The organism is Enterobacteriaceae endosymbiont of Donacia tomentosa (assembly GCF_012571135.1).
GTDB lineage: Bacteria > Pseudomonadota > Gammaproteobacteria > Enterobacterales > Enterobacteriaceae.
Genome location: NZ_CP046216.1, coordinates 17,408 through 39,073 on the forward strand (window position 1 = coordinate 17,408; position 21,666 = coordinate 39,073).

Below are 21,666 nucleotides of genomic sequence, written 5' to 3' on the forward strand. Positions count from 1 at the left end.
TATTTTTTATCTTTTAGATATTTTTATCAATTTATCTAGATTTGTAATATTAATACGTTCAAATAATTTTTGAAACTTATTAATCTTTCTATTAATGAGAGGTATTTTAATTTTATTAAAACATAATTTTTTTTTTAGAAAAAATTCAGTTTTTTGAGATAAATTAGGCATAATAGGTTTCATATAAATCATAATTACACGAAACATATTAATACCCATAGAACAAATTTCTTGAATATTTTTCTTTTGTGCATCATCTTTAATTAAAAGCCATGGTTTATGCTTATCAACATAACGATTAGCTATATCCGATAACATTAAAATTTCTTTAATAACATGACTAAATTTACAACTTTTTAAATAATTATGAATAATTTCAGATTTTTGAACAAATCTTAAATACAATTTCATATTAATAGTTTTAGATAAATTATTACCAAAATAATTATTGATAAAATAAGCATTTCTTGCAGCTATATTTACAATTTTATTAACAATATCCCCATTTATATTTTTAACGAAATCCAAAGGATTAAAATCAATATCATTAATATTAGATGATAATTTAGAAGCATAATAATAACGTAAACTATCTGTATCTAAATATTTTAACCATAATTTTGCGGTAATAAATCTACCTCTAGATTTAGACATTTTCTGTCCATTTAATGTAACATGTCCATGTACAAATAATTTATCAGGTTTTCTAAAATCACTACCTTCTAGCATTGCAGGCCAAAATAAACTATGAAAATAGATTATATCTTTACCTATAAAATGATATAATTTTGTTTTTGAATTTTTATTCCACCATTCATCAAAATTTAATTTTTTATTTTTATTACATAAATTTTTAAAAGTACCTATATAACCAATAGGTGCATCTAACCATACATAAAAATATTTATTTATAGATTTAGGAATTTTAAATCCGAAATATGGTGCATCCCTAGAGATATCCCATTTTTTTAATCCAGAAAACAACCATTCTTTTACTTTATTTGAAACTGTTTTTTCTAAAACTCCAGAATTAATCCAAGTTATTAAAATCTTATTAAATTTAGGAAGATCAAAAAAATAATGTTCTGAATTTCGTAATATAGGTTTTGTATTCGATAAAATTGATATAGGATTAATTAAATTACTAGACGAATAAATAGCACCACAAATTTCACAATTATCACCATATTGTCCAATAGACTTACACTGAGGACAATCTCCCTTTACATATCTATCAGGCAAAAAGATATTATAATGTAAATCATATAATTGTTGAATTATTTCTTTTTTTATTAAATTTTTTTTGTTTAAACGATTGAAAATTAATTTTGAAAAAAAATAATTTTCTTTACTATGGGTGGTATAATAATTATCATAACTAATATTAAATTTAGTAAAATCTAATACATGTTTATGATATATTTTTTTAATCATTTCTTCTGTACTTATTTTTAATTCTTGTGCTTTTAACATAATAGGGGTACCATGTGCATCATCAGCACAAATAAAAAATACCTTATGGCCCATCATTCGATGATATCTAACCCAAATATCCGCTTGAATATGTTCTAACATATGGCCAATATGAATATCACCATTAGCATATGGTAATGCACAAGTTACTAATATTTTTTTAAATTGCATTATATTTTATTGTAGATTATTAGTTTATATAATAATATTTTTCTTTATGTCATTATTATTTTACATTTTAGAAAAAATTAGCCCAATAAGCTAACTCTTAACTTTATGAAAATTTATGTTAATTCTATGTTCGGTAAAATGTTATTTTATAATTATAAAATCATATTATTAAATAAATTTATTATAATATTATTACAAATAGGATACAATGAATATAATGAGATTGTTAAATATAAATAACAAAATATATCTTCTTTAAATAAATTTTTTTTAATAAGTGGTAATCTAAACTTTTTTTTATAAGGCCATAATAAAGGAACTCCATAAGGAGTTAACATATCTGCAATAATATGACTACAATAACCAATAATTAATCCTAATTTAACATCAATAACATCAACAAATTTTTTATTCAAAATAATAAATGTAATTATTATTATTGATAATAAACTATGTGTAAATCCCCTATGTCCAAAGATTTTATTTATAAAATATGAAAAAATTCTAATTTTACGCCCTAAAATAGACTTAGGATTATCTATATCTGGTAATAAACATGTGACAATTGATACAGGTATAATACGCCACCAATCATCATGGTATAATATTTTTGAAAAAATAAAATGTTGTACTAAAATACTACTAGATATAGAAAATATTATATGTCCTCTAACTGTCATATAAATATGATATCCAAATGAAAAAATTTGTAAATTAAACAATTTTTACAATAATATTGTTATGAATATTTATTTCTTTAATAATAACTTGTATCTGATCGGTTACTTTATATAATAATTTATTTTTGATAAAAATCATCCCTTTATTAGGTTTTATTAAAATATCATTTAAATTTTGATATAAAAAATGTTTTGGAATAAAAGCTAAGGCACCACTTTTTATTAATCGTACCTTTATTCCATTAGATAATATATCAATTATTTCAGACAAAAAAACTTGTCCACGAATAAATATTTTTTTAAAATAAATTGAATATAAAAAATTTAATAAATCTTTTTCTGCTTGTTTATTTAATCGCCGTTGTTGATTCATAATAATATAAATATTATCCAAAGGTTTTTTAATATTATCTTTATTTAGAATAGATTTAATTAATCTATGATTAATTATATCACCAAATTTTCTAATAGGAGATGTCCATGTAGCATATCTTTTTAATCCTAAACCAAAATGCGGTCCTGGTTTTGTACTAAACATAGTAATATGTTGATATTTTTTTATACGATTAATAACAAATGATAAATCTAAATCATTTAATTTATTAAAAATAGTTTTATATCCTTTTAAAGTCATTAAAAAAGCAGCATCACATTTAATTCCATATTGATCTAATAGTAAAACTACTTTGTTAATTTTATTATAATCAAATCCATAATATATATTATATATTGCAAAATGTGATTTTTTATATAAAAACTCAGTTGCACATATATTTGCTGTTATCATGATTTCCTCTATCATTTTATGTGCAATTCTTTTTTTTTCTATTATTATATTTAATATTTTACCTTTATCACCAAAAATAAATTTATAATCAGGATTTTGAAAAAAAACTATATGGTTATTACTCCATTTTTTCCTATATAAATAAAATTTATATAATAATATAATTTGATTTTCAATATCATTATTTTTAGGATGCCAGGTACTCGTTTTTTTTTCTAACCAATCAGAAACATTATTATAACTTAATTTAGCTTTGGATTTTATCCATCCCATTAAAAATTTATTCTTTTCTAATAAAAAACCTTCACTATTAATAATCATTTTACAAATTAAAACTGGTCTAATTTTATTAGGATTTAGAGAACATAAATCTTCTGATAATAATTTTGGTAATAAAGGAATAGTTAATCCTGGTAAATAATTTGTAAACATTCTTTCTGACGCAATTTTATCTATTGTACTATCTTGTTTAATATAAGCTGTAGGATCAGATATCGCGACATAAACTAATAATTTTTTTGAAGATATTTTTTCAATATATAAAGCATCGTCTATATCTTTAGTTTCATTATTATCTATTGTGATAAAACATAAATGAGTTAAATCTTTTCTAAAGAAATTTTTATCTAAAAAACTTATTTTTTGACAAAGCCAATCATCAGGAGGATTAGTATTAAGGTTATATTTAGATAATATTGACCACCATGGTAACAAATAATTATTATCTTGATTAATATACTCAATAACTTCTGCAAGAAAAATATCATCCCCTCTTAATGGATGATGAACAATTTTTGCCATTACTTTATCTTTATCATTCAACGTATGTGTAACATTTTTTTTTATATAACATTTAATTAAATTATTTAGTAAAATTTTCTTTTCTGGAATAATAAAAAAATTTTTATTCTTTTTTTTTATAATTCCAATAAATATATTAATATTTGATTTTAATAATTTTATTGGTATAGCGTATAATTTTTCATTATTATGTTCTATTTTTGCTAATACATAATCGCCCTCCATTATATTTTTTAAATAAATATAAGGTATAGTATATATATAATTTTTGTCTGTTTCTAAAATCCCTATTTTTTGACTTATAATTTTTATAATACCTTTGATATGTGGTAACGTGTTTGTCAGTTGTTTTTTAAGTTTTAAAAGTGATATATTATTATATAACATAGTTTTAATTATATTTTTTAAAAAATCAAACAAATTCTTTAATTTTTAATTACTAAAATGGAAGATCATCTTCAAAATCAATAATATCTTCATTTTTCTTATTAGATACATCATTATTATTATTTTTATTTATCATATTAACTTCATTAATTTTTTTATTCCATTTTTTTGAAATTTCTTTATTTTTTTCTTTATTAAAAATATTAGTAATATTATGATCATTTTGGCGTAAATTACCTAATATTTGCATAGTACCACCTACACTAACTATTATTTCAGTAATATAGTTATCTTGTCCATTTTGATTTTGCCATTTACGTGTTTGTAAATATCCTTCTATATACACTTGGGAACCTTTTTTTAAATATTCATTTGCAATTTCAGCTAATTTACCAAATATTACCACTCGATGCCATTCAGTTTTTTCTTTACTTTCTCCCGTATTTTTATCTTTCCAATTATCTGATGTTGCTACTGTAATATTTACTACAGGATTGCCATTAGGCATATATCTTATTTCTGGATCTTTACCTAAATTTCCAATTATAATTACTTTATTAATACCTCTTTTACTAGCCATTATTTAAATCCTTAAAATTTAAAATTAATTTTAATAAATTTAGAAAAATTTATTATGACATAAAATATTCTAAATAATAAATTAATATATATAAAAATATTAAAAAATTATGTTTGGGATAAATATCCTAATGTAGAACGTAATTTTATCATAGCATTTTTTTCTAATTGTCTAATACGTTCAGCAGATATTCCATAATAATTAGCTAATTTTTGTAAAGTAATTTTTTTTTTATTTTTACTTAACCATCTTAAAATAATAATGTTACGACTACGATAGTCTAACATTAAAATAGCTTTATATAATTTGGTTGAAATATGTTGTTGCCAATCATTTTTTTCTATTATATGAGCAAAATTTGAATTAAAATCTTTTAAAAAAAAGTTTGAACTTATATTTTTACTATTTTTGAAATTATCTTTCAAAGAATAGTTAAAAGTCATATCTTGTGCAGACATGCGAGATTCCATTTCACAAACATCTTTAACTGATACCCCTAATTTTTTTGCAACTGTTTTAATTTCATTTTTATTAAACCAACCTAATTTCGGTTTTGTTTTTCTTAAATTAAAAAATAATTTTCTCTGAGCTTTAGTCGTAGCTACTTTAACTATACGCCAATTACGTAATACATATTCATGTATTTCAGCTTTTATCCAATGAATAGCAAAAGAAACTAAACGTACTCCAACCTCAGGATTAAATTTACGTACAGCTTTCATTAAGCCTATATTGCCTTCTTGGATAATATCAGATTGATGTAAACCATATCCAGAATAGTTTTTTGCTATATGAATAACAAATCTTAAATGAGATAAAATTAGCTTTTTTGCTGCTTTAATATCACCTTTATAATATAATTTTTTTGATAATTCCCTTTCCTCCTTAAGAGTTAGTATAGGATAACTATTAGTAACATAGATATAAGAATCTAATGTTCTCACTGGTATAAGAAACAACTTACAATCAGAGGTGAATATATTTTTATACATCAGATCCTCTCAACTAATTTAAAATTAGTAAGATAATTTTAAATTTTAAACAAATAATATTTAATTTTTTGTAAAAATAGCATCTATGAAATTTTTTGCATTAAATAAATGAATATCATCAATTTTTTCTCCAATACAAACATATCTTAATGGTATATTAAATTCATAAGCTATAGAAAAAATAACACCAGCCCTTGCTGTTCCATCTAATTTCGTAATTGTAATACCTGTTACTCCTATATTATCATGAAAAGCTTTGAGTTGATTAATAGAATTTTGTCCAATATTAGCATCTAAAATTAACATTATTTCGTCTGGATTATTTTTGTTAGTTTTTTTTATAACGCGGACAATTTTTTTTAATTCTCTCATTAAAGAGAGATTATTATGAATTCTTCCTGCTGTATCTGCTATTAAAACATCAATATTTTTTTTTTTTGCTTCATATATTGCATCATAAATAATAGCTGAACTATCATGTTTAATATTATTTTCCATAAATATACTCTTACTTTTATTACTCCATGATAATAATTGTTCATGAGCACCAGCTCTGAAAGTATCTCCAGAAGCTAAAAGAACTGATTTGCCCTTATTATGAAAATAATTTGATAATTTACCTATTGTAGTCGTTTTACCAACTCCGTTAACTCCAATAATTAATATTATAAAAGGTTTACTTCCATTATTAATATTTAAAGGTATTTCAATAGGTAATAGAATATTTAACATTTTTTGTTTGATGAATTCATATAATTGAGAAGAATTTTGCAGTTTATTTAATTCTGCATATTTTTTAGCTTCATCAATAATTTTTTTAGTGGTATTTATACTTATGTCGGAAGTAATTAATTTTTCTTTTAATTCATTAAATAATTGTGAATTAATAATATATTTCTTTTTAAAAAGATTAAGAATATTAGTGCTAAATGTTTTACTTGTTTTTAATAATTTTTTTTTAAAATAACTAAAAAAACCGATTCCTGTCTTTTTTTTTTTAGTATTCAATATAGAATCTTTTTTATTTATCATATAAAATTTTTTAAAAAGTAATTTTAATTATTTAGTAATCAAACACTTAGTTTAATTAAACTAATTTATTATATAAATAATATATCAAAATTAATTTTTAAAGTAATCAACATTATTAATAACTTTTATATAAAATATGAAAAAAAAAGCATCCAGTATTAACAGTATCTATATAATTTCAGGAAAATGGAAGGGTAAAAAAATATATGTAATTAACAATTTTTTGTTAAAACCTACAATGAATTTTATTCGTCAAAATTTATTTAATTGGATTATAAAAGAAGATATACATATGTTCAAATGTTTAGATTGTTATGCAGGTACAGGTTCTTTAAGTTTTGAGGCATTATCAAGAAATGCTTTTTCTGCTACTTTAATAGAAAATAATTATAAAATTTTTCAACAATTAAAAAAAAACATTTTTCTATTAAAAATAAAAAATATTTTCTTAATCTATAAAAATACTTTAGATTTTTTATCTAAAAAAGGAGTACAACATGATTTAATTTTTGTTGATCCTCCTTTTTGTCAAAAAAATTTTTTATTGGAACAAACATGTTTTTTATTAGAAAAAAATAATTGGTTAAAAAAGAATGCAAGAATATATATTGAATACAAAACAAAAAGTAAAAATGTTACCTTACCAAAAAATTGGATGATTTATCGTAAAAAAAAATTTAGTATTGTTACTTATGCTTTATGTATAAGAAATTAAATTTTTTTTATTAAAAATAAATAAGGTTTAGTAACTATTTTTTGTTTAATTATGATATAATTTGTAAATTGGCAAAAGTATTTTATATCTAAAATTACTAAATCATTATCAGCAATAATTAATAAAGTTTCTTTTTTTTTCATATTTAATGTATTTTTTTTAATCATCATAATTGTTTTAGGACAATCGAATCCTTGTATATCCAAAATATAATTTGGATTTCTATAAAAATCACTTTTTTTAAACATAAAAATATATTTTTAATTATAAATTTATCAAAACTATCTTATACTTAAGAATAAAATATTTCTTTAAAATATTCAAAATTAAATTTTTTATTATAAAAAAATTTAATTTAATTATATATTTTAATAAATAAAATTTATAAGGTATATTTTGTGAATTTAGAAAAAAAAAAACAAATAGCTCTTGAAGATGCTATTTCTCAAATAGAGAGTCAATTTGGTAAAGGTTCTATTATGAGATTAGGTGATAATAGAACTATGGACATTGAAGCAATATCTACTGGTTCTTTATCCTTAGATATAGCATTAGGTATTGGGGGATTACCTATAGGCAGGATTGTTGAAATATATGGCCCAGAATCTTCTGGCAAAACAACATTAACATTACAAATTATTGCTGAAGCACAAAAATTAGGTAAAATATGTGCCTTTATTGATGCTGAACATGCTTTAGATCCTATCTATGCACAAAAACTTAATGTTGATATTAGTAAATTACTATGTTCTCAACCAGATACAGGAGAACAAGCATTAGAATTATGTGACTCATTAGCCAAATCAGGAGTTATAGATGTTATAATAGTAGATTCAGTTGCCGCTCTTACACCTAAAGCCGAAATAGAAGGAGAAATAGGAGATTCACATATAGGTTTAGCTGCACGTATGATGAGTCAAGCTATGAGAAAATTAGCAAGTAACTTAAAACAAACAAATACATTACTTATTTTTATCAACCAAATAAGAATGAAAATTGGAGTATTATTTGGTAATCCCGAAGTAACTACCGGAGGAAATGCTTTAAAATTTTATGCTTCGATAAGATTAGATATTCGTAAAATAGGTAATGTTAAAAATGGAGATAATATTATAGGAAATGAAACTAGAGTAAAAGTAGTAAAAAATAAAGTTGCTGTGCCATTTAAAAACGCTGAATTTCAAATTATATATGGAGAAGGAATTAATACTTACGGTGAATTATTAGATTTAGGCGTAAATCAGAAAATAATTGATAAATGTGGATCATGGTATAGTTACCAAAACGAAAAAATTGGACAAGGTAAATTAAATGCTATTAATTATTTAAAAAATAATAAAAAAAAAACATATGAAATAGAAAAAAAATTAAGGGAAATTTTTTTTGCAAAAAAACAATCCAAATAATCTTCATTTTTCATATATAATTTTTTATATAATATATAGAAATAATTTTCAAGGTTTAAAATATGAGAAAAAAAACAAGAGAAATAAGTCAAATATTTTTAAACTTTTTTCATAAAAAAAAACATAAAATTATAGAAGGTAGTTCATTATTACCTTATAATGATCCTACTTTATTATTTACAAATGCAGGAATGAATCAATTTAAAGAATATTTTTTAGGACATAGAAAATCTCCTTTCCCAAGAATTACTACGATACAAAAATGTATCCGAGTAGGAGGAAAACATAATGACTTACAAAATGTAGGTTTTACAAACAGACATCATACTTTTTTTGAAATGTTAGGTAATTTTAGTTTTGGGGATTATTTTAAAAAAGAAGCTATATCTTTTGCTTGGGAATTATTAACGGAAAAATTTAATTTAGAAAAAAAAAAAATATTTGTCACTGTCTATCATACAGATAAAGAAACATATGATATATGGTATAAAGATATTAGTTTAAATAAAAAAAATATTATAATAATTGGAGATAAAAATAATATAGATTATAATTCTGATAATTTTTGGCAAATGTCTGATACTGGTCCTTGTGGTCCTTCCACGGAAATTTTTTATGATTTAGGTTCTCACCTTAAAGGTAATATTTTACATAATTTTGGAGATCGATTTATTGAAATATGGAATATAGTATTTATACAATTTAATAAAGATTTTTCTGGTAACCTTATCCCTTTATCTATTAAATCAGTAGATACTGGTATGGGATTAGAACGTATTAGTAGTGTTTTAGAAAAAGTAGATTCTAATTATGAAATAACATTTTTTAAAGAACTGATAGAAGATATATCTATTTTTATTAAAAATAGACATGTAACTCATAATTCATTCAAAGTTATAGCAGATCATATAAGAGCTTCTATTTATTTAATATCAGAAGGGGTTTTACCTAGTAATGAAAGTAGAGGATATGTTTTAAGACGTATTATAAGAAGAGCCATTAATCATGGTAAAATTTTAGGAGAAAAAAAACTTTTTTTTTATAAATTAGTTAAAATATATATTAAACATATTAATAATATAGAAAAAATAAATTTATGTAAAAAGTATAAATTTATTAAAAGAATTATAAAAAAAGAAGAAGAACATTTTAATATAATTTTAGAAAAAGGAACTATTTTATTAAATAAAGAAATTAAAAAATTAAAAACTAAAAATTTACCAGGGGAAAAAATATTTTATTTATATGATACTTTTGGTTTATCTCTTAGTTTAATAAAAGATATATGTATGCAGAAAAATATTAATTGTGATATTCAAGAATTTGAAAAATATATGGAAATTCAAAAACAAAAATCTAAAAACAATAGTGTTTTTAATAAAAAAATTAATATATATTATAAAAATAAAATTTCAAAATTTTATGGATATACAAATTTTAGTATAAAAAGTACTGTATTAGATATATATTATAATGGATCTTTGGTAAAAAAAATTAAAAAAGGAGATAAAGCTGAAATTATATTAGATATTACTTCTTTTTATGGAGAAGCGGGTGGACAAATAGGAGATACGGGATTTTTAGAGAAAGATAAAGATAATATTTTTCAAGTTAATAACACAAAAATAAAAGGTAATTTAATTATACATATTGGAGAAATGATATTAGGATCATTAGAAATAAATGATGCCCTATATTCAAATATAAATGTATCACGTCGTTTTAAAATAACGAGAAACCATACAGCTACTCATTTATTACATGCTAGTTTACGTCAAGAATTTGGAACACTTATAAAACAAAAAGGATCTTTAATTACTGAACATTATCTAAGATTTGATTTCTCTTATCAAGAATCTTTATTATTAAATGATATATTTAAAATAGAGAAAATTGTTAATAATTACATATTTCAAAATATATCAATAAAAATATATGAAAAAATAAAAAAAGAAATTAAAAAAGAAGATAATATTATTTCATTACATCATAATAAATATGATGATATTGTTAAAATTGTCGATATTAAAAATATTTCTAGAGAATTGTGTTGTGGAACTCATGTTAATAGTACAAACCAAATTGGTTTTTTTATGATTACAAAATTTTTAAATATAGCAAACGGAGTAAAAAGAATACATGCTGTAACTCATAATTTAGCATTAGAATACATACAAAAAAAAAATAACCAAATTAAAATTATTACTAATTTATTTAAAACTGATGAAGATAAAATAATTGAAAGTATTATTTTATATAAAAAAAAAAATAATATTTTATTAAATAATATTAAAGAATTAGAAAAATATATTCTTTTAAAAGAAAGAAAAATTTTATTAAGAGATAATATTATTATTAATAATATTAATTTAATAATTAGTCGAATTTATAATTTTAATCCAAAATTATTACATCATATTATAAAAAATTTAGTTAATAAATTTGAAAAAACGATAATTGTATTATCTACTAAATGGGAGAAAAAAATATTTTTAATAATTAAAATTACTAAAAATATTTCTAATTTTATTAGTGCTATTGAAATAATTAGTAATAATTTTGATAAAAATATTTGTAAAATAGGTGGATGTGCTAGTATAGCACAAATAAATACTGATATTAATAAAGATAAATATCTTTTTAATTTATCTAAAATTAGAACTTTTATTTTAAATAAAATAAATAAATCAAATTAGTTTTATAAAATATTTATTTTATTTAATAACATTATTTTTTAAAATAAAATATAAAATTATTAATTTTAATTATAATTATTAATTTATAATTTATTTTTTTAAGGAGAAAGGAATGCTTATTCTTACTCGCCGAGTAGGCGAAACACTTATGATTGGTGATGAAGTTATGGTAACTGTATTAGGAATAAAAGGGAATCAAGTTCGAATAGGTGTTAATGCTCCTAGAGAAATTGCTGTACATCGTGAAGAAATCTACCAACGTATACAAGCAGAAAAAAAACAGTTAAAAAAAACTTAAAATAAATTAAAATTTATACATGAAACTAATATTAATATAATTAAATTTGACTTATCTACTTATAGTATATAGTATATTACACTAATATAGTGGTGAGATGGCCGAGTGGTTGAAGGCGCACCCCTGCTAAGGGTGTATATAGTTATGCTATATCGAGGGTTCGAATCTCTCTCTCACCGAGAGCATCCGTAGCTCAGTGGAAAGAGTACTCGGCTACGAACCGAGCGGTCGGAGGTTCGAATCCTCCCGGATGCAATTAACTAATTAATTAATTAATTAATTAATCTTTAATTTATCACTAGTCCTTTAATTCATTTCTTAAAATTTTAGTAGCATATACCATATTATATAAACTTTTTACAGTTTCTTCCCAATTTCTTGTTTTTAACCCACAATCTGGGTTAACCCAGATATTTTTCATAGGTATATTTTGAGATGCTTGTTTTAAAAAATTTTTTATTAACTTAATTGAAGGAATATTAGGTGAATGTATATCATATACTCCTAACCCAATCCCATTGGGATAATTTACATATTTAAATAATTTAATTAAATCCATACTAGAACGAGATGTTTCAATGCTTATAACATCTGCATCTAAAGCAATAATATCATTTATTATATCCTTAAATTCAGAATAACACATATGTGTATGTATTTGTGTGGTGTCTTGTACATTAGATGTTACTAATTTAAATGATGTTACTGCCCATTGTAAATATTTTTTCCATTCTGATTTTTTTAAAGGCAATCCTTCTCTTAAAGCCGGTTCATCTATCTGTATGATTTTAATATTTGCTTTTTCTAAATCTAAAATTTCTTCTTTTAAAACTAAAGAAATTTGTTTTGTAATTTCTATAGGAGTAATATCTTCTCTAGGGAAAGACCATAAAAATATAGTCATTGGACCTGTTAACATTCCTTTTACAATTTTAGTTGTCAAAGATTGAGCATATTTAATCCATTTTACTGTGATTGGTTTATTTCTATTAATATCACTAAATATAATAGGAGGTTTTACACAACGAGATCCATAACTTTGTACCCATCCGTTTTCAGTAATAATAAAACCATTCAAATTTTCTCCAAAATATTCTACCATATCATTTCTTTCTGGTTCACCATGTACTAAAATATCTAAATCTAATTTTTCCTGAATATTTACGATATCTTTAATATGTTTTTTTATATTTTTTTCGTACGATGAATAATCAATTAATCCTAATTTATAATTAGATCTTATTTTTCTGATATCTTTAGTTTGGGGGAAAGAACCTATAGTTGTTATAGGAAATAATGGTAATTTTAATTTTTGTTTTTGTAAAACAGATCGTATTGTATAACTTATACGATTACTATTAATTTTTTTTTCGTCATTAATCACAATTTTTTTTTGAAAAATTTGATTATTTTTAGTATTTTGAGAAAAATTTTGTGTATATCTATTCCATTTTATTAATTTATTTAAATCATTATACTGTAATGCTTCTTTTAAAAGAAGTAACTCATAACATTTTTGAATAGCAAAAGAAAATAATTCCTTAACTCTTTTTGGTAAATTATTTTCTGTGTTTAAGTCAATAGGAGAGTGTAATAATGAACAAGAAGTACTGATCCACAAATTTTCTCTGTTTTTTTTAATTTTTAATAACTTTTCATACCATAATTTTAAATTAGTTTTCCAAATATTACGTCCGTTAATAATACCACAAGATAATATCCATTCTTTTGGTAAGATATCATTTATAAAACTAATATTATCATTTCCATGAATAAAATCCAAATGTATACCACTTATAGGTAATAATTTTATTAATTCAATATTATGACTAATACCACCAAAATATGTAGTTAATAATATATTAATATTTTTTTTAAAATGATTATTTAAAATTTTGTATGTATTTCTAAATTCATATAACCAATTATTAGGTAACTCTAAAGAGAGAATAGGTTCATCTATTTGTATCCATGATATTTTTCTATTACTAATTTCTGTTAATATTTCAATATAAATTGGTAAAATTTTTTTAATTAACATTAAACGATCAAATTTTTTACCAATTATCTTTCCCAACCAAAGATACGTTAAAGGACCTAATATTATTGGTTTTAAATTTTTATATCCTAACCTTATTGCTTCATCTATTTCTTCTAATAATTCTTTCCAAGAAAAATTAAAAGACTGATTTGAATAAAATTCAGGAACTATATAATGATAGTTAGTATTAAACCATTTTGTCATGTCACTAGGATAAATTTTTTTATTTTCATGTATAGTACCTCTACTAATATTGAACATTGTATTTATATCAATAAGATTACTAATTTTACTATATCTTAAAGGTATATTACCCAACATTAAACTAGTATTCAGTACATGATCATACCAAGCAAAATCTCCTACAGATAATAAATCAAGATTATTTTTTTGTTGTTTAAAATTAAACTTTCTAATATTAAAACCAGTATTTAGTAATTCTGTTTTAGAAATTTTATTATTCCAATATTTTTCTAAAGATTTTTTTAATTCTCTATTTTTACCAATTCTTGGAAAACCTAATATATGACTTAAAACATTCATATTTATAATATACCTATTTAATTTTTAAGTATTAATATATAATCTATAAATATGATAAAAAACTCAAGTAAAAATAATTTTATAATAAAAATTAGTAATTTTCACGTAAAATTTTATTAATTTCTACTTTACTTAAAGTTTTAGAATCTACTTTTTTTACAATTACAGCACAATATAAACTATATTTACCATTTTTTGAAGGTATAGTTCCAGGAACTACTACAGAATAACTAGGCACTACTCCATAATAAATTAATCCTGTTTCCCTATCATATATCTTAGTACTTTGTCCTATATATACTCCCATAGAAATAACAGAACCTTTTTTAATAATTACTCCTTCTACTATCTCTGATCTAGCACCTATAAAACAATTATTTTCTATAATTGTAGGATTAGATTGTATAGGTTCCAAAACTCCACCTATTCCTACTCCTCCAGAAATATGAACATTATTACCAATTTGTGCACAAGATCCAATTGTAGACCATGTGTCAATCATTGTTCCTTTTCCTACAAATGCACCTATATTTACAAAAGAAGGCATTAAAACAGTATTTTGAGATATAAATGATCCATATCTTACAACAGTAGGAGGTAGAATACGACAGTTCATTTTTTCAAAATCGTTTTTTGTAAAAGAATTAAATTTTAAAGGAATTTTATCATAGAAATTACTATATGATTCTTCTAATAAATAATTTTTATTAATTTTAAAATATAATAGTATTGCTTTTTTTATCCATTGATGAGTAATCCAAACATTATTTATTTTTTCTGCTACTCTAATTTTACCTTTATCTAACATCTTAATAATTTGATTAATTATCTCTACAAATTCTTTTTTCTTTAAAAAAGAATGGTCTTTATCATATTCTACAAAATAATTTTTTATAATATTTTTTATATTATTCATGTAATTTTTTATTTATTATTTATTAAATTAAATATAATGAAGATAACATTAATTTTCATATTAAACAATTTTTAATAAAAAATAGTACTAAATTTTATTTTTCACTCAATAATTTTAAAAGTACATTTTCGTTAATTATTTTAATATTTAATTTATTTGCTCTTAAGAGTTTAGAACTAGGCTTTTTACCCAAAATTAATATATCAGTATTTTTTTTAATATTATTATCTATGTTAGATCCTAAAAGTCTTAATTTTTTTATAAGTTCAAATCTTTTAATAAAGAATAATTTTCCAGTAATAGTAACTCTTTTTCCATAAAAATAATTTTTCTCAATAAGAATTTTAGGATAAATAATATTTATTTCTTTTAATAAATTTTTTATTGTATCAACATTATTTTTATTATTAATATAATTTAATATATTTAATGATATTTTTGTCCCGATACCAGGTATGTTTGATAATTCTATTAAATTAGTATTAAGAAAATTATCTATTGTTTTAAAAAAATGAGACAAATTATAAGAAGATACTATGCCAACTTCAGGAATCCCCAAAGAAAATAAAAATCTATCAAATGTTACTATTTTTTCCTCTTTTAAAGATTTTAATATTTTTTGAATTAATTTTTCCCCTAAAGTATCTATTTTTACTAAAGTAGTATAATTTATTTTAAATAAATCTAATAAATTTTTTACAAAATTTTTTTCTACTAATTTATCAATTAATTTATCACCAATATAATTAATATTAATTGCATTTCTAGATATAAAATGTTTTAAATATCCTTTTAATTGATCTTTACAAAAAAAACCTACTGAACAATATAAAATATTATTCTTGTTTTTTTTAAGTAAATTATTGCAACTAGGACATTTCTTTGGAAGAATAACATCTTCTACTTTATTAAAAAATCTTTTTTCTATCACTACATTAATTATTTTAGGTATAACATCACCACAACGTTGTACGATTATCATATCTCCTATTTTTAGATTTAGTTTTTTTATTTCATTTGTGTTATATAATGTTGCATAATTAATATTATTTCCTGAAATATTCACAGTATTAAATTTAGCTATAGGGGTTACAATACCAGTACGTCCTATTTGAAAAATAACTTTTTGTAAAAATGTTATCTTTTCTTGTGAAGGAAATTTATACGCAATAGCCCATTTAGGTGCATGAGCTGTACAACCCAAAATATTTTGTATTTTTATACTATCTATTTTAATAACAATCCCATCAATAACATATGGTAAAAAATTTCTATTTTTTTGAAAATAATTATAAAAATTTTGAATTTTACTAAAAGAAAAATAAATTTTGGAATAATTAGATACTGGTAGTCCATAAGATTTTAATCTTTGTAATATTTTATTTTGACTAAAAATATTTAATTTTTTACTAAAACCAATACCATAACTAAAAAAACTTAATAATTTTATTGTTTTATTGTTTATATTATTATTTAGTCTCAAAAGCCCCACTGCAGCACTACGAGTATTACAAAATTTTTTATTAATTGAAAATTGTAATTTATTTAAAACACTAAAATTTTTTTTAGTTATAAATATTTCACCTCTTACTTCTAGTAAGAATGGAAAATTAGTACCCTTTAATTTATGTGGAATCTCTTTAATTTTTAATATGTTATGTGTAACATTATCGCCGGTAATACCATTACCTCTAGTCGCACCTCTTATCAACAAACCATTTTTATATAGTAAACTAATTGCTATTCCATCAAATTTTAATTCACAACAAAAATTTTGTTTATTAAATTTTATTTTTAAAGGATATAAAAAATTTTTAAGTAAACTTTTTTTGTCAAAAACATTATTTAATGATAGCATGGGAATTTTGTGATTTATTTTTTTAAAATTAATTAATGTTTTTTCTCCTACTATTTGAGTAGGAGATTTTTTATTTCTTAAATAAGGAAATAAACTTTCTATTTTTTTTAATTTTAATAATAATTTATCGTATTGATAATCAGGAATATCTTGGTTATTTAACACATAATATTTATAATTATAATTAATAATTCTTTTACGTAATTTTTTTACTCTTTTTTGAAAATATAAAACTATACAAATTTTTTTCAAAATCTTTATTAATTTAACTATTTTAATTTTTTCTTTTCCATATAGTACCATTTTTTCTATCTTCTAAAATAATATTTTTATTATTTAATATATTACGAATTAGATCGGCTTCATACCATAATTTGTTCTTTCGAGCAATATTACGTTTTTTAATTAATTTATCTATTTCTAATTCATTATATTGATTATAAAATTTACCATAATCTTTAAAATAATTTTTAGGGTTAAAATATAAAATACCAATAATATTCCCTAGTTTTTTTAATTTTAGTATTAGATGATTGACAATTAAATATTTTTTTTGATGGTAAGCTATATTAATATTATGAGATATTTTAAATAAAATATTATATGCTTTTGGTGTATTAAAATCATCATCCATCGCTTCATAGAATTTTTTCTCTAGTGAGAAAAAATTATTTTGTATAGTTGTATTTAAATAATTATTGTTCCAATAAGACATAGAAGTATATAATTTTTGTATAGCTAATTGTGCTTGTTTTAATTTATTTTCACTATAAACAATAGGGCTACGATAATGAGTTGCTGTAAAAAAATATCTAATAATTTCCTTATTATATTTTGTTAATAAATTTCTTAATTTAATAGTATTATCCAAAGACTTAGACATTTTTTTGTTATTGATATTTATTAGCCCTGTATGGACCCAATAATTAACAGAAAAAGACTTATTAGCGCAATAAGACTGTGCAATTTCATTTTCATGATGAGGAAAAATCAAGTCACTTCCGCCTCCATGTATATCAAAAAAATTTCCTAAATATTTATTACTAATAGCAGAGCATTCTATATGCCATCCTGGACGACCATATCCCCAAGGGGATATCCAACCTATAGTTTTTTTATTCACTAATTTCCATAAAATAAAATCTTTACAATTTTTCTTGAAACTAATATTTTTGATTCTTTTTCCTAATTGTAAAAAATCTATTTTTTGTTTAGATAATATTCCATAATTTAAATATTTTTTAATTGAAAACATAATATCACCATTTTTAGCAATATATGCATTTTTATTATCTAACAAAGTTTTAATCATACTTATTATATCATTTATATGATCTGTTACTTTAGGTTCAACATTAGGTGGTAGTATATTTAAATTATAAAAATCTTTGGAAATTTCTTTAATTATTTTTTTTGTGATATCATTTATATTTATATCCCTTTTATGAGCTATTTGTATTATTTTATCATTAATATCAGTAATATTTCTTATATATTGCACATTATAACCTAAAAATTTTAAATATCTTATTATTATATCAAATATAATAAATGTTCTTCCATGTCCAATATGACACATTTTGTATGGAGTTATCCCACATACATAAATTTTAACTTGCTTTTTATTTATGGGGGAAAATATTTCTTTACTTTTACTTAAAGTATTAAAAATTTTTAACATATATATTTCCATAATAAATAACTTTACATATAAATTTTTTTATATATTATTAATAATTTTTTTACATAATATATTTATTCTTTTAAACTAAATTTTTATCTATATAAAATATGTATTAAATAAAATCATTATTAATGATATTAAATAGATATCTTAAATATTTCTATTATCATAATAATTAGCATAATTATCAAAACGTGCAATCTGATTGTTAAACGTTAATTTTATAGTACCAATAGGTCCATTTCGTTGTTTTCCTATAATAATTTCAGCTATACCATGTAAATTAGTATGTTCATTATATATTTCATCCCTATAAATAAACATAATAAGATCCGCATCTTGTTCTATAGAACCCGACTCTCGTAAATCAGAATTCATTGGACGTTTATCAGATCTCTGTTCTAAAGATCTGTTTAATTGAGATAAAGCTACAACAGGAACATGTAATTCCTTTGCTAAAGCTTTTAAAGAACGTGAAATTTCAGATATTTCTAATGTTCTATTGAAAGATAAAGAGGGCACACGCATTAATTGTAAATAATCTATCATTATTAAACTTAACCCATCATTTTCTCTAAAAATTCTACGAGAACGCAACCTAATTTCAGTCGGAGTTAATTCAGAAGAGTCATCAATATATATATTTTTTTTTTTTAATAACATACTCATAGTAGTAGATATTTTTTTCCAATCATCATCAGTTAATCGGCCAGTTCTAATTCTATTTTGATGTACTCTAGAAAGAGATGCTAACATACGCATCATAATTTGTTCACATGGCATTTCTAAACTAAATATTAATACAGGCTTATCTTGTGATAAGGCTGTATTTTCACAAATATTCATAGCGAAAGTAGTTTTACCCATAGCAGGTCTAGCAGCAATTATAATTAAATCTGATTTTTGCAAACCTGCTGTTTTTTTATTTAGTTCATGATATCCAGTATCTATACCAGTAATTCCATTTTTAGGTGTATTATAAAATGATTCTATTTTGGAAATAGTCATTTCTAAAATTTCATCTAAACTTTTTGGTTTAGTATCTTTATTTAATCTTTTTTCTGCTATTTGAAAAATACGGGATTCAGCTAAATTTAAAAGTTCTTCACTATTTCTGCCATTAGGATAATAACCAGCTTCTGCTATTTCATGTGCAGATGATATCATTTCCCTGATAATTGCTCGTTCTCGTACAATATCAACATAAGCAGAAATATTAGATATACTTGGAATGTTTTTTGATAATTCAGCTAAGTAGGCAAATCCTCCTACTTTATTTAATTTTTTTTTATTTTCTAAAGATTCCGAAAGTGTAATTAAATCAATTGGTTTCCCTAATTCTATTAAAAAATTCATTTCATTAAAAATGATTTTATGTGATACGATAAAAAAATCATCTACTATTATTTTTTCGATAACATTATCCCAACGATCATTATCTAACATTAAACCTCCTAATATAGATTGTTCTGCTTCCAGAGAATGAGGAGGTATTTTTATTTTTTCAATTTGTAAATCTTTTTTTAATTTAAATTGTTTCATTAAATTGTTTATTACCATAGATAAATATAAGTTTTATTTTTTAAATAATATGTTAACAAAAAATATTATTTAATTTTTATGTAAGATAATGCTTTATTTAATACTTCAAGACTATTGAGATTTAAATAATTATTTTTATTAGAAATAAATTTTTTAAAATTATTTGACCCATTCATACCATGAAAAAAATTTAATATAGGAGCAGTGATAATTTTTAATGGAATGCCCTTATTTAATTCCTTTTTTATATAAGGAAATATAGATTTTACTATTATTATAGGATTTTGTACAACAGATTTATTTTTAAATAAAAATTGATCTATTTTTATTAAGAATCTAGGATTTTTAAAAATTTGACGTCCCAACATGACTCCATCAACATATTTTAAATGATTTTTTATATCTGATAAGGTTTTAATCCCACCATTAATTGATATTTTTATATTAGGAAATTCTTTTTTTATTTTGTATACGAGATTATAATCTAATTTGGGAATAATAAGATTATTTTTAACATTTATATTAGGAGCAAGTAACGCTTTTCTTGCATGAATAATGAATCGCTTACAACCACTATCTGATAATAAATTAATCAAATTATATAAAAATATATCATTATTATTATGATCAGTTCCAGTACGCATTTTAACTGTAATAGGAATTGTTACACTGTCACTCATTGCTTTAATACAATCCGATACAATCAAAGGTTGATTCATTAAATAAGCTCCAAAATGACCTTTTTGTGATTTTAAAGAAGGACAACCTAAATTAAAATTTATTTCTTTATAACCTATTTTTTCTGCTTGTTTAGCACATGAAGATAATAATTTGGGTTCATTTCCTGCTAATTGTAATACAACATTTTTAACATTATTATTTTTTAATAAAATATTTTTATTATTTTTAATTACATTTGAGTGAATCATTTCAGTATATAATAAAGCTTTTTTAGTTAGTTTTCTGTAAAAATATCTACAATATCTATTTGTTTTTTTTAACATAGGAGCAACTTCAAATCTAAAATATGGAATATTATCATCTTTTTTCATATTAGTTTAATA

General features: G+C 21.6%; 17 protein-coding genes and 2 tRNA genes. 6 read left to right on the top strand and 13 right to left on the bottom strand.

Features of this window, described 5'->3' with window-relative positions; all coding sequences use genetic code 11:
* Window positions 1–6: 6 nt before the first annotated feature.
* From metG to ftsY, 6 genes are all read right to left on the bottom strand, one after another.
* Window positions 7–1,644, bottom strand: coding sequence for a methionine--tRNA ligase (metG, locus tag GJT88_RS00110; protein WP_168894940.1), 1,638 nt, complete (start codon window positions 1,642–1,644; stop codon window positions 7–9).
* 152 nt (window positions 1,645–1,796) lie between these two features.
* Window positions 1,797–2,324: a metal-dependent hydrolase gene (locus tag GJT88_RS00115; RefSeq protein WP_168894941.1), complete on the bottom strand. Its 528-nt coding sequence runs from the start codon at window positions 2,322–2,324 to the stop codon at window positions 1,797–1,799.
* Between the two features lie 34 nt (window positions 2,325–2,358).
* The gene (locus GJT88_RS00120) at window positions 2,359–4,299 is read right to left on the bottom strand and encodes an exoribonuclease II (protein WP_168894942.1); all 1,941 of its coding nucleotides are present in this window, start codon (window positions 4,297–4,299) and stop codon (window positions 2,359–2,361) included.
* A gap of 52 nt (window positions 4,300–4,351) precedes the next feature.
* Window positions 4,352–4,879, bottom strand: a complete 528-nt coding sequence (ssb, locus tag GJT88_RS00125; RefSeq protein ID WP_168894943.1) for a single-stranded DNA-binding protein — start codon at window positions 4,877–4,879, stop codon at window positions 4,352–4,354.
* Between the two features lie 107 nt (window positions 4,880–4,986).
* Window positions 4,987–5,871 carry an RNA polymerase sigma factor RpoH gene (rpoH, locus tag GJT88_RS00130; protein ID WP_168894944.1) on the bottom strand — a complete coding sequence of 295 codons (885 nt, stop codon included), beginning with the start codon at window positions 5,869–5,871 and terminating at the stop codon, window positions 4,987–4,989.
* A gap of 60 nt (window positions 5,872–5,931) precedes the next feature.
* Complete coding sequence (ftsY, locus tag GJT88_RS00135) at window positions 5,932–6,903, bottom strand: signal recognition particle-docking protein FtsY (protein WP_168894945.1); 972 nt, start codon at window positions 6,901–6,903, stop codon at window positions 5,932–5,934.
* 136 nt (window positions 6,904–7,039) lie between these two features.
* Here ftsY and rsmD point away from each other — a divergent pair, with 136 nt between their 5' ends.
* Window positions 7,040–7,618 (top strand): 16S rRNA (guanine(966)-N(2))-methyltransferase RsmD, encoded by a 579-nt coding sequence (gene rsmD / locus GJT88_RS00140; RefSeq protein ID WP_168894946.1) that lies wholly within the window; start codon window positions 7,040–7,042, stop codon window positions 7,616–7,618.
* On the opposite strand, the gene GJT88_RS00145 is transcribed toward rsmD, so the two are convergent.
* Entirely contained in the window at window positions 7,615–7,866 is a 252-nt protein-coding gene (locus GJT88_RS00145; protein ID WP_168894947.1) for a sulfurtransferase TusA family protein, read from the bottom strand. The genes rsmD and GJT88_RS00145 overlap by 4 nt on opposite strands.
* A 150-nt stretch (window positions 7,867–8,016) precedes the next feature.
* On the opposite strand from GJT88_RS00145, the gene recA reads away from it, so the two are divergent.
* From recA to GJT88_RS00170, 5 genes are all read left to right on the top strand, one after another.
* Window positions 8,017–9,024 carry a recombinase RecA gene (gene recA, locus GJT88_RS00150; protein ID WP_168894948.1) on the top strand — a complete coding sequence of 336 codons (1,008 nt, stop codon included), beginning with the start codon at window positions 8,017–8,019 and terminating at the stop codon, window positions 9,022–9,024.
* Window positions 9,025–9,086: 62 nt separating this feature from the next.
* Complete coding sequence (gene alaS, locus GJT88_RS00155) at window positions 9,087–11,720, top strand: alanine--tRNA ligase (protein ID WP_168894949.1); 2,634 nt, start codon at window positions 9,087–9,089, stop codon at window positions 11,718–11,720.
* Window positions 11,721–11,832: 112 nt separating this feature from the next.
* Complete coding sequence (gene csrA / locus GJT88_RS00160) at window positions 11,833–12,018, top strand: carbon storage regulator CsrA (protein ID WP_168894950.1); 186 nt, start codon at window positions 11,833–11,835, stop codon at window positions 12,016–12,018.
* A 91-nt stretch (window positions 12,019–12,109) separates the two neighbouring features.
* Window positions 12,110–12,197: transfer RNA gene (locus GJT88_RS00165), tRNA-Ser, on the top strand.
* Window positions 12,198–12,200: 3 nt separating this feature from the next.
* Window positions 12,201–12,273, top strand: a tRNA-Arg gene (locus tag GJT88_RS00170).
* Between the two features lie 43 nt (window positions 12,274–12,316).
* Here GJT88_RS00170 and metE read toward each other — a convergent pair.
* The 6 genes from metE to dusA form a co-directional block, all read right to left on the bottom strand.
* Window positions 12,317–14,602 (bottom strand): 5-methyltetrahydropteroyltriglutamate--homocysteine S-methyltransferase, encoded by a 2,286-nt coding sequence (metE, locus tag GJT88_RS00175; protein ID WP_168894951.1) that lies wholly within the window; start codon window positions 14,600–14,602, stop codon window positions 12,317–12,319.
* 91 nt (window positions 14,603–14,693) lie between these two features.
* Window positions 14,694–15,518: a 2,3,4,5-tetrahydropyridine-2,6-dicarboxylate N-succinyltransferase gene (gene dapD / locus GJT88_RS00180; protein ID WP_168894952.1), complete on the bottom strand. Its 825-nt coding sequence runs from the start codon at window positions 15,516–15,518 to the stop codon at window positions 14,694–14,696.
* 94 nt (window positions 15,519–15,612) lie between these two features.
* Entirely contained in the window at window positions 15,613–17,679 is a 2,067-nt protein-coding gene (gene ligA, locus GJT88_RS00185) for an NAD-dependent DNA ligase LigA (protein WP_168894953.1), read from the bottom strand.
* Window positions 17,651–19,057: a cysteine--tRNA ligase gene (cysS, locus tag GJT88_RS00190; protein ID WP_168894954.1), complete on the bottom strand. Its 1,407-nt coding sequence runs from the start codon at window positions 19,055–19,057 to the stop codon at window positions 17,651–17,653. Before cysS ends, ligA begins: the two co-directional genes overlap by 29 nt.
* Window positions 19,058–19,210: 153 nt before the next feature.
* Entirely contained in the window at window positions 19,211–20,620 is a 1,410-nt protein-coding gene (gene dnaB, locus GJT88_RS00195; RefSeq protein WP_246213258.1) for a replicative DNA helicase, read from the bottom strand.
* 47 nt (window positions 20,621–20,667) lie between these two features.
* Window positions 20,668–21,654 carry a tRNA dihydrouridine(20/20a) synthase DusA gene (gene dusA / locus GJT88_RS00200; RefSeq protein ID WP_168894955.1) on the bottom strand — a complete coding sequence of 329 codons (987 nt, stop codon included), beginning with the start codon at window positions 21,652–21,654 and terminating at the stop codon, window positions 20,668–20,670.
* Window positions 21,655–21,666 lie beyond the last annotated feature (12 nt).

What these genes read in the sequence shown, in the direction of transcription:
- alaS (WP_168894949.1), top strand. Translation starts at nt 9,087, where the DNA reads ATGAGAAAAAAAACAAGAGAAATAAGTCAAATATTTTTAAACTTTTTT.
- rpoH (WP_168894944.1), bottom strand. Translation starts at nt 5,871, where the DNA reads ATGTATAAAAATATATTCACCTCTGATTGTAAGTTGTTTCTTATACCA.
- rsmD (WP_168894946.1), top strand. Translation starts at nt 7,040, where the DNA reads ATGAAAAAAAAAGCATCCAGTATTAACAGTATCTATATAATTTCAGGA.
- metE (WP_168894951.1), bottom strand. Translation starts at nt 14,602, where the DNA reads ATGAATGTTTTAAGTCATATATTAGGTTTTCCAAGAATTGGTAAAAAT.
- GJT88_RS00115 (WP_168894941.1), bottom strand. Translation starts at nt 2,324, where the DNA reads ATGACAGTTAGAGGACATATAATATTTTCTATATCTAGTAGTATTTTA.
- dusA (WP_168894955.1), bottom strand. Translation starts at nt 21,654, where the DNA reads ATGAAAAAAGATGATAATATTCCATATTTTAGATTTGAAGTTGCTCCT.
- ligA (WP_168894953.1), bottom strand. Translation starts at nt 17,679, where the DNA reads ATGGTACTATATGGAAAAGAAAAAATTAAAATAGTTAAATTAATAAAG.
- GJT88_RS00120 (WP_168894942.1), bottom strand. Translation starts at nt 4,299, where the DNA reads ATGTTATATAATAATATATCACTTTTAAAACTTAAAAAACAACTGACA.
- GJT88_RS00145 (WP_168894947.1), bottom strand. Translation starts at nt 7,866, where the DNA reads ATGTTTAAAAAAAGTGATTTTTATAGAAATCCAAATTATATTTTGGAT.
- metG (WP_168894940.1), bottom strand. Translation starts at nt 1,644, where the DNA reads ATGCAATTTAAAAAAATATTAGTAACTTGTGCATTACCATATGCTAAT.
- dnaB (WP_246213258.1), bottom strand. Translation starts at nt 20,620, where the DNA reads ATGGTAATAAACAATTTAATGAAACAATTTAAATTAAAAAAAGATTTA.
- ssb (WP_168894943.1), bottom strand. Translation starts at nt 4,879, where the DNA reads ATGGCTAGTAAAAGAGGTATTAATAAAGTAATTATAATTGGAAATTTA.
- cysS (WP_168894954.1), bottom strand. Translation starts at nt 19,057, where the DNA reads ATGTTAAAAATTTTTAATACTTTAAGTAAAAGTAAAGAAATATTTTCC.
- ftsY (WP_168894945.1), bottom strand. Translation starts at nt 6,903, where the DNA reads ATGATAAATAAAAAAGATTCTATATTGAATACTAAAAAAAAAAAGACA.
- dapD (WP_168894952.1), bottom strand. Translation starts at nt 15,518, where the DNA reads ATGAATAATATAAAAAATATTATAAAAAATTATTTTGTAGAATATGAT.
- csrA (WP_168894950.1), top strand. Translation starts at nt 11,833, where the DNA reads ATGCTTATTCTTACTCGCCGAGTAGGCGAAACACTTATGATTGGTGAT.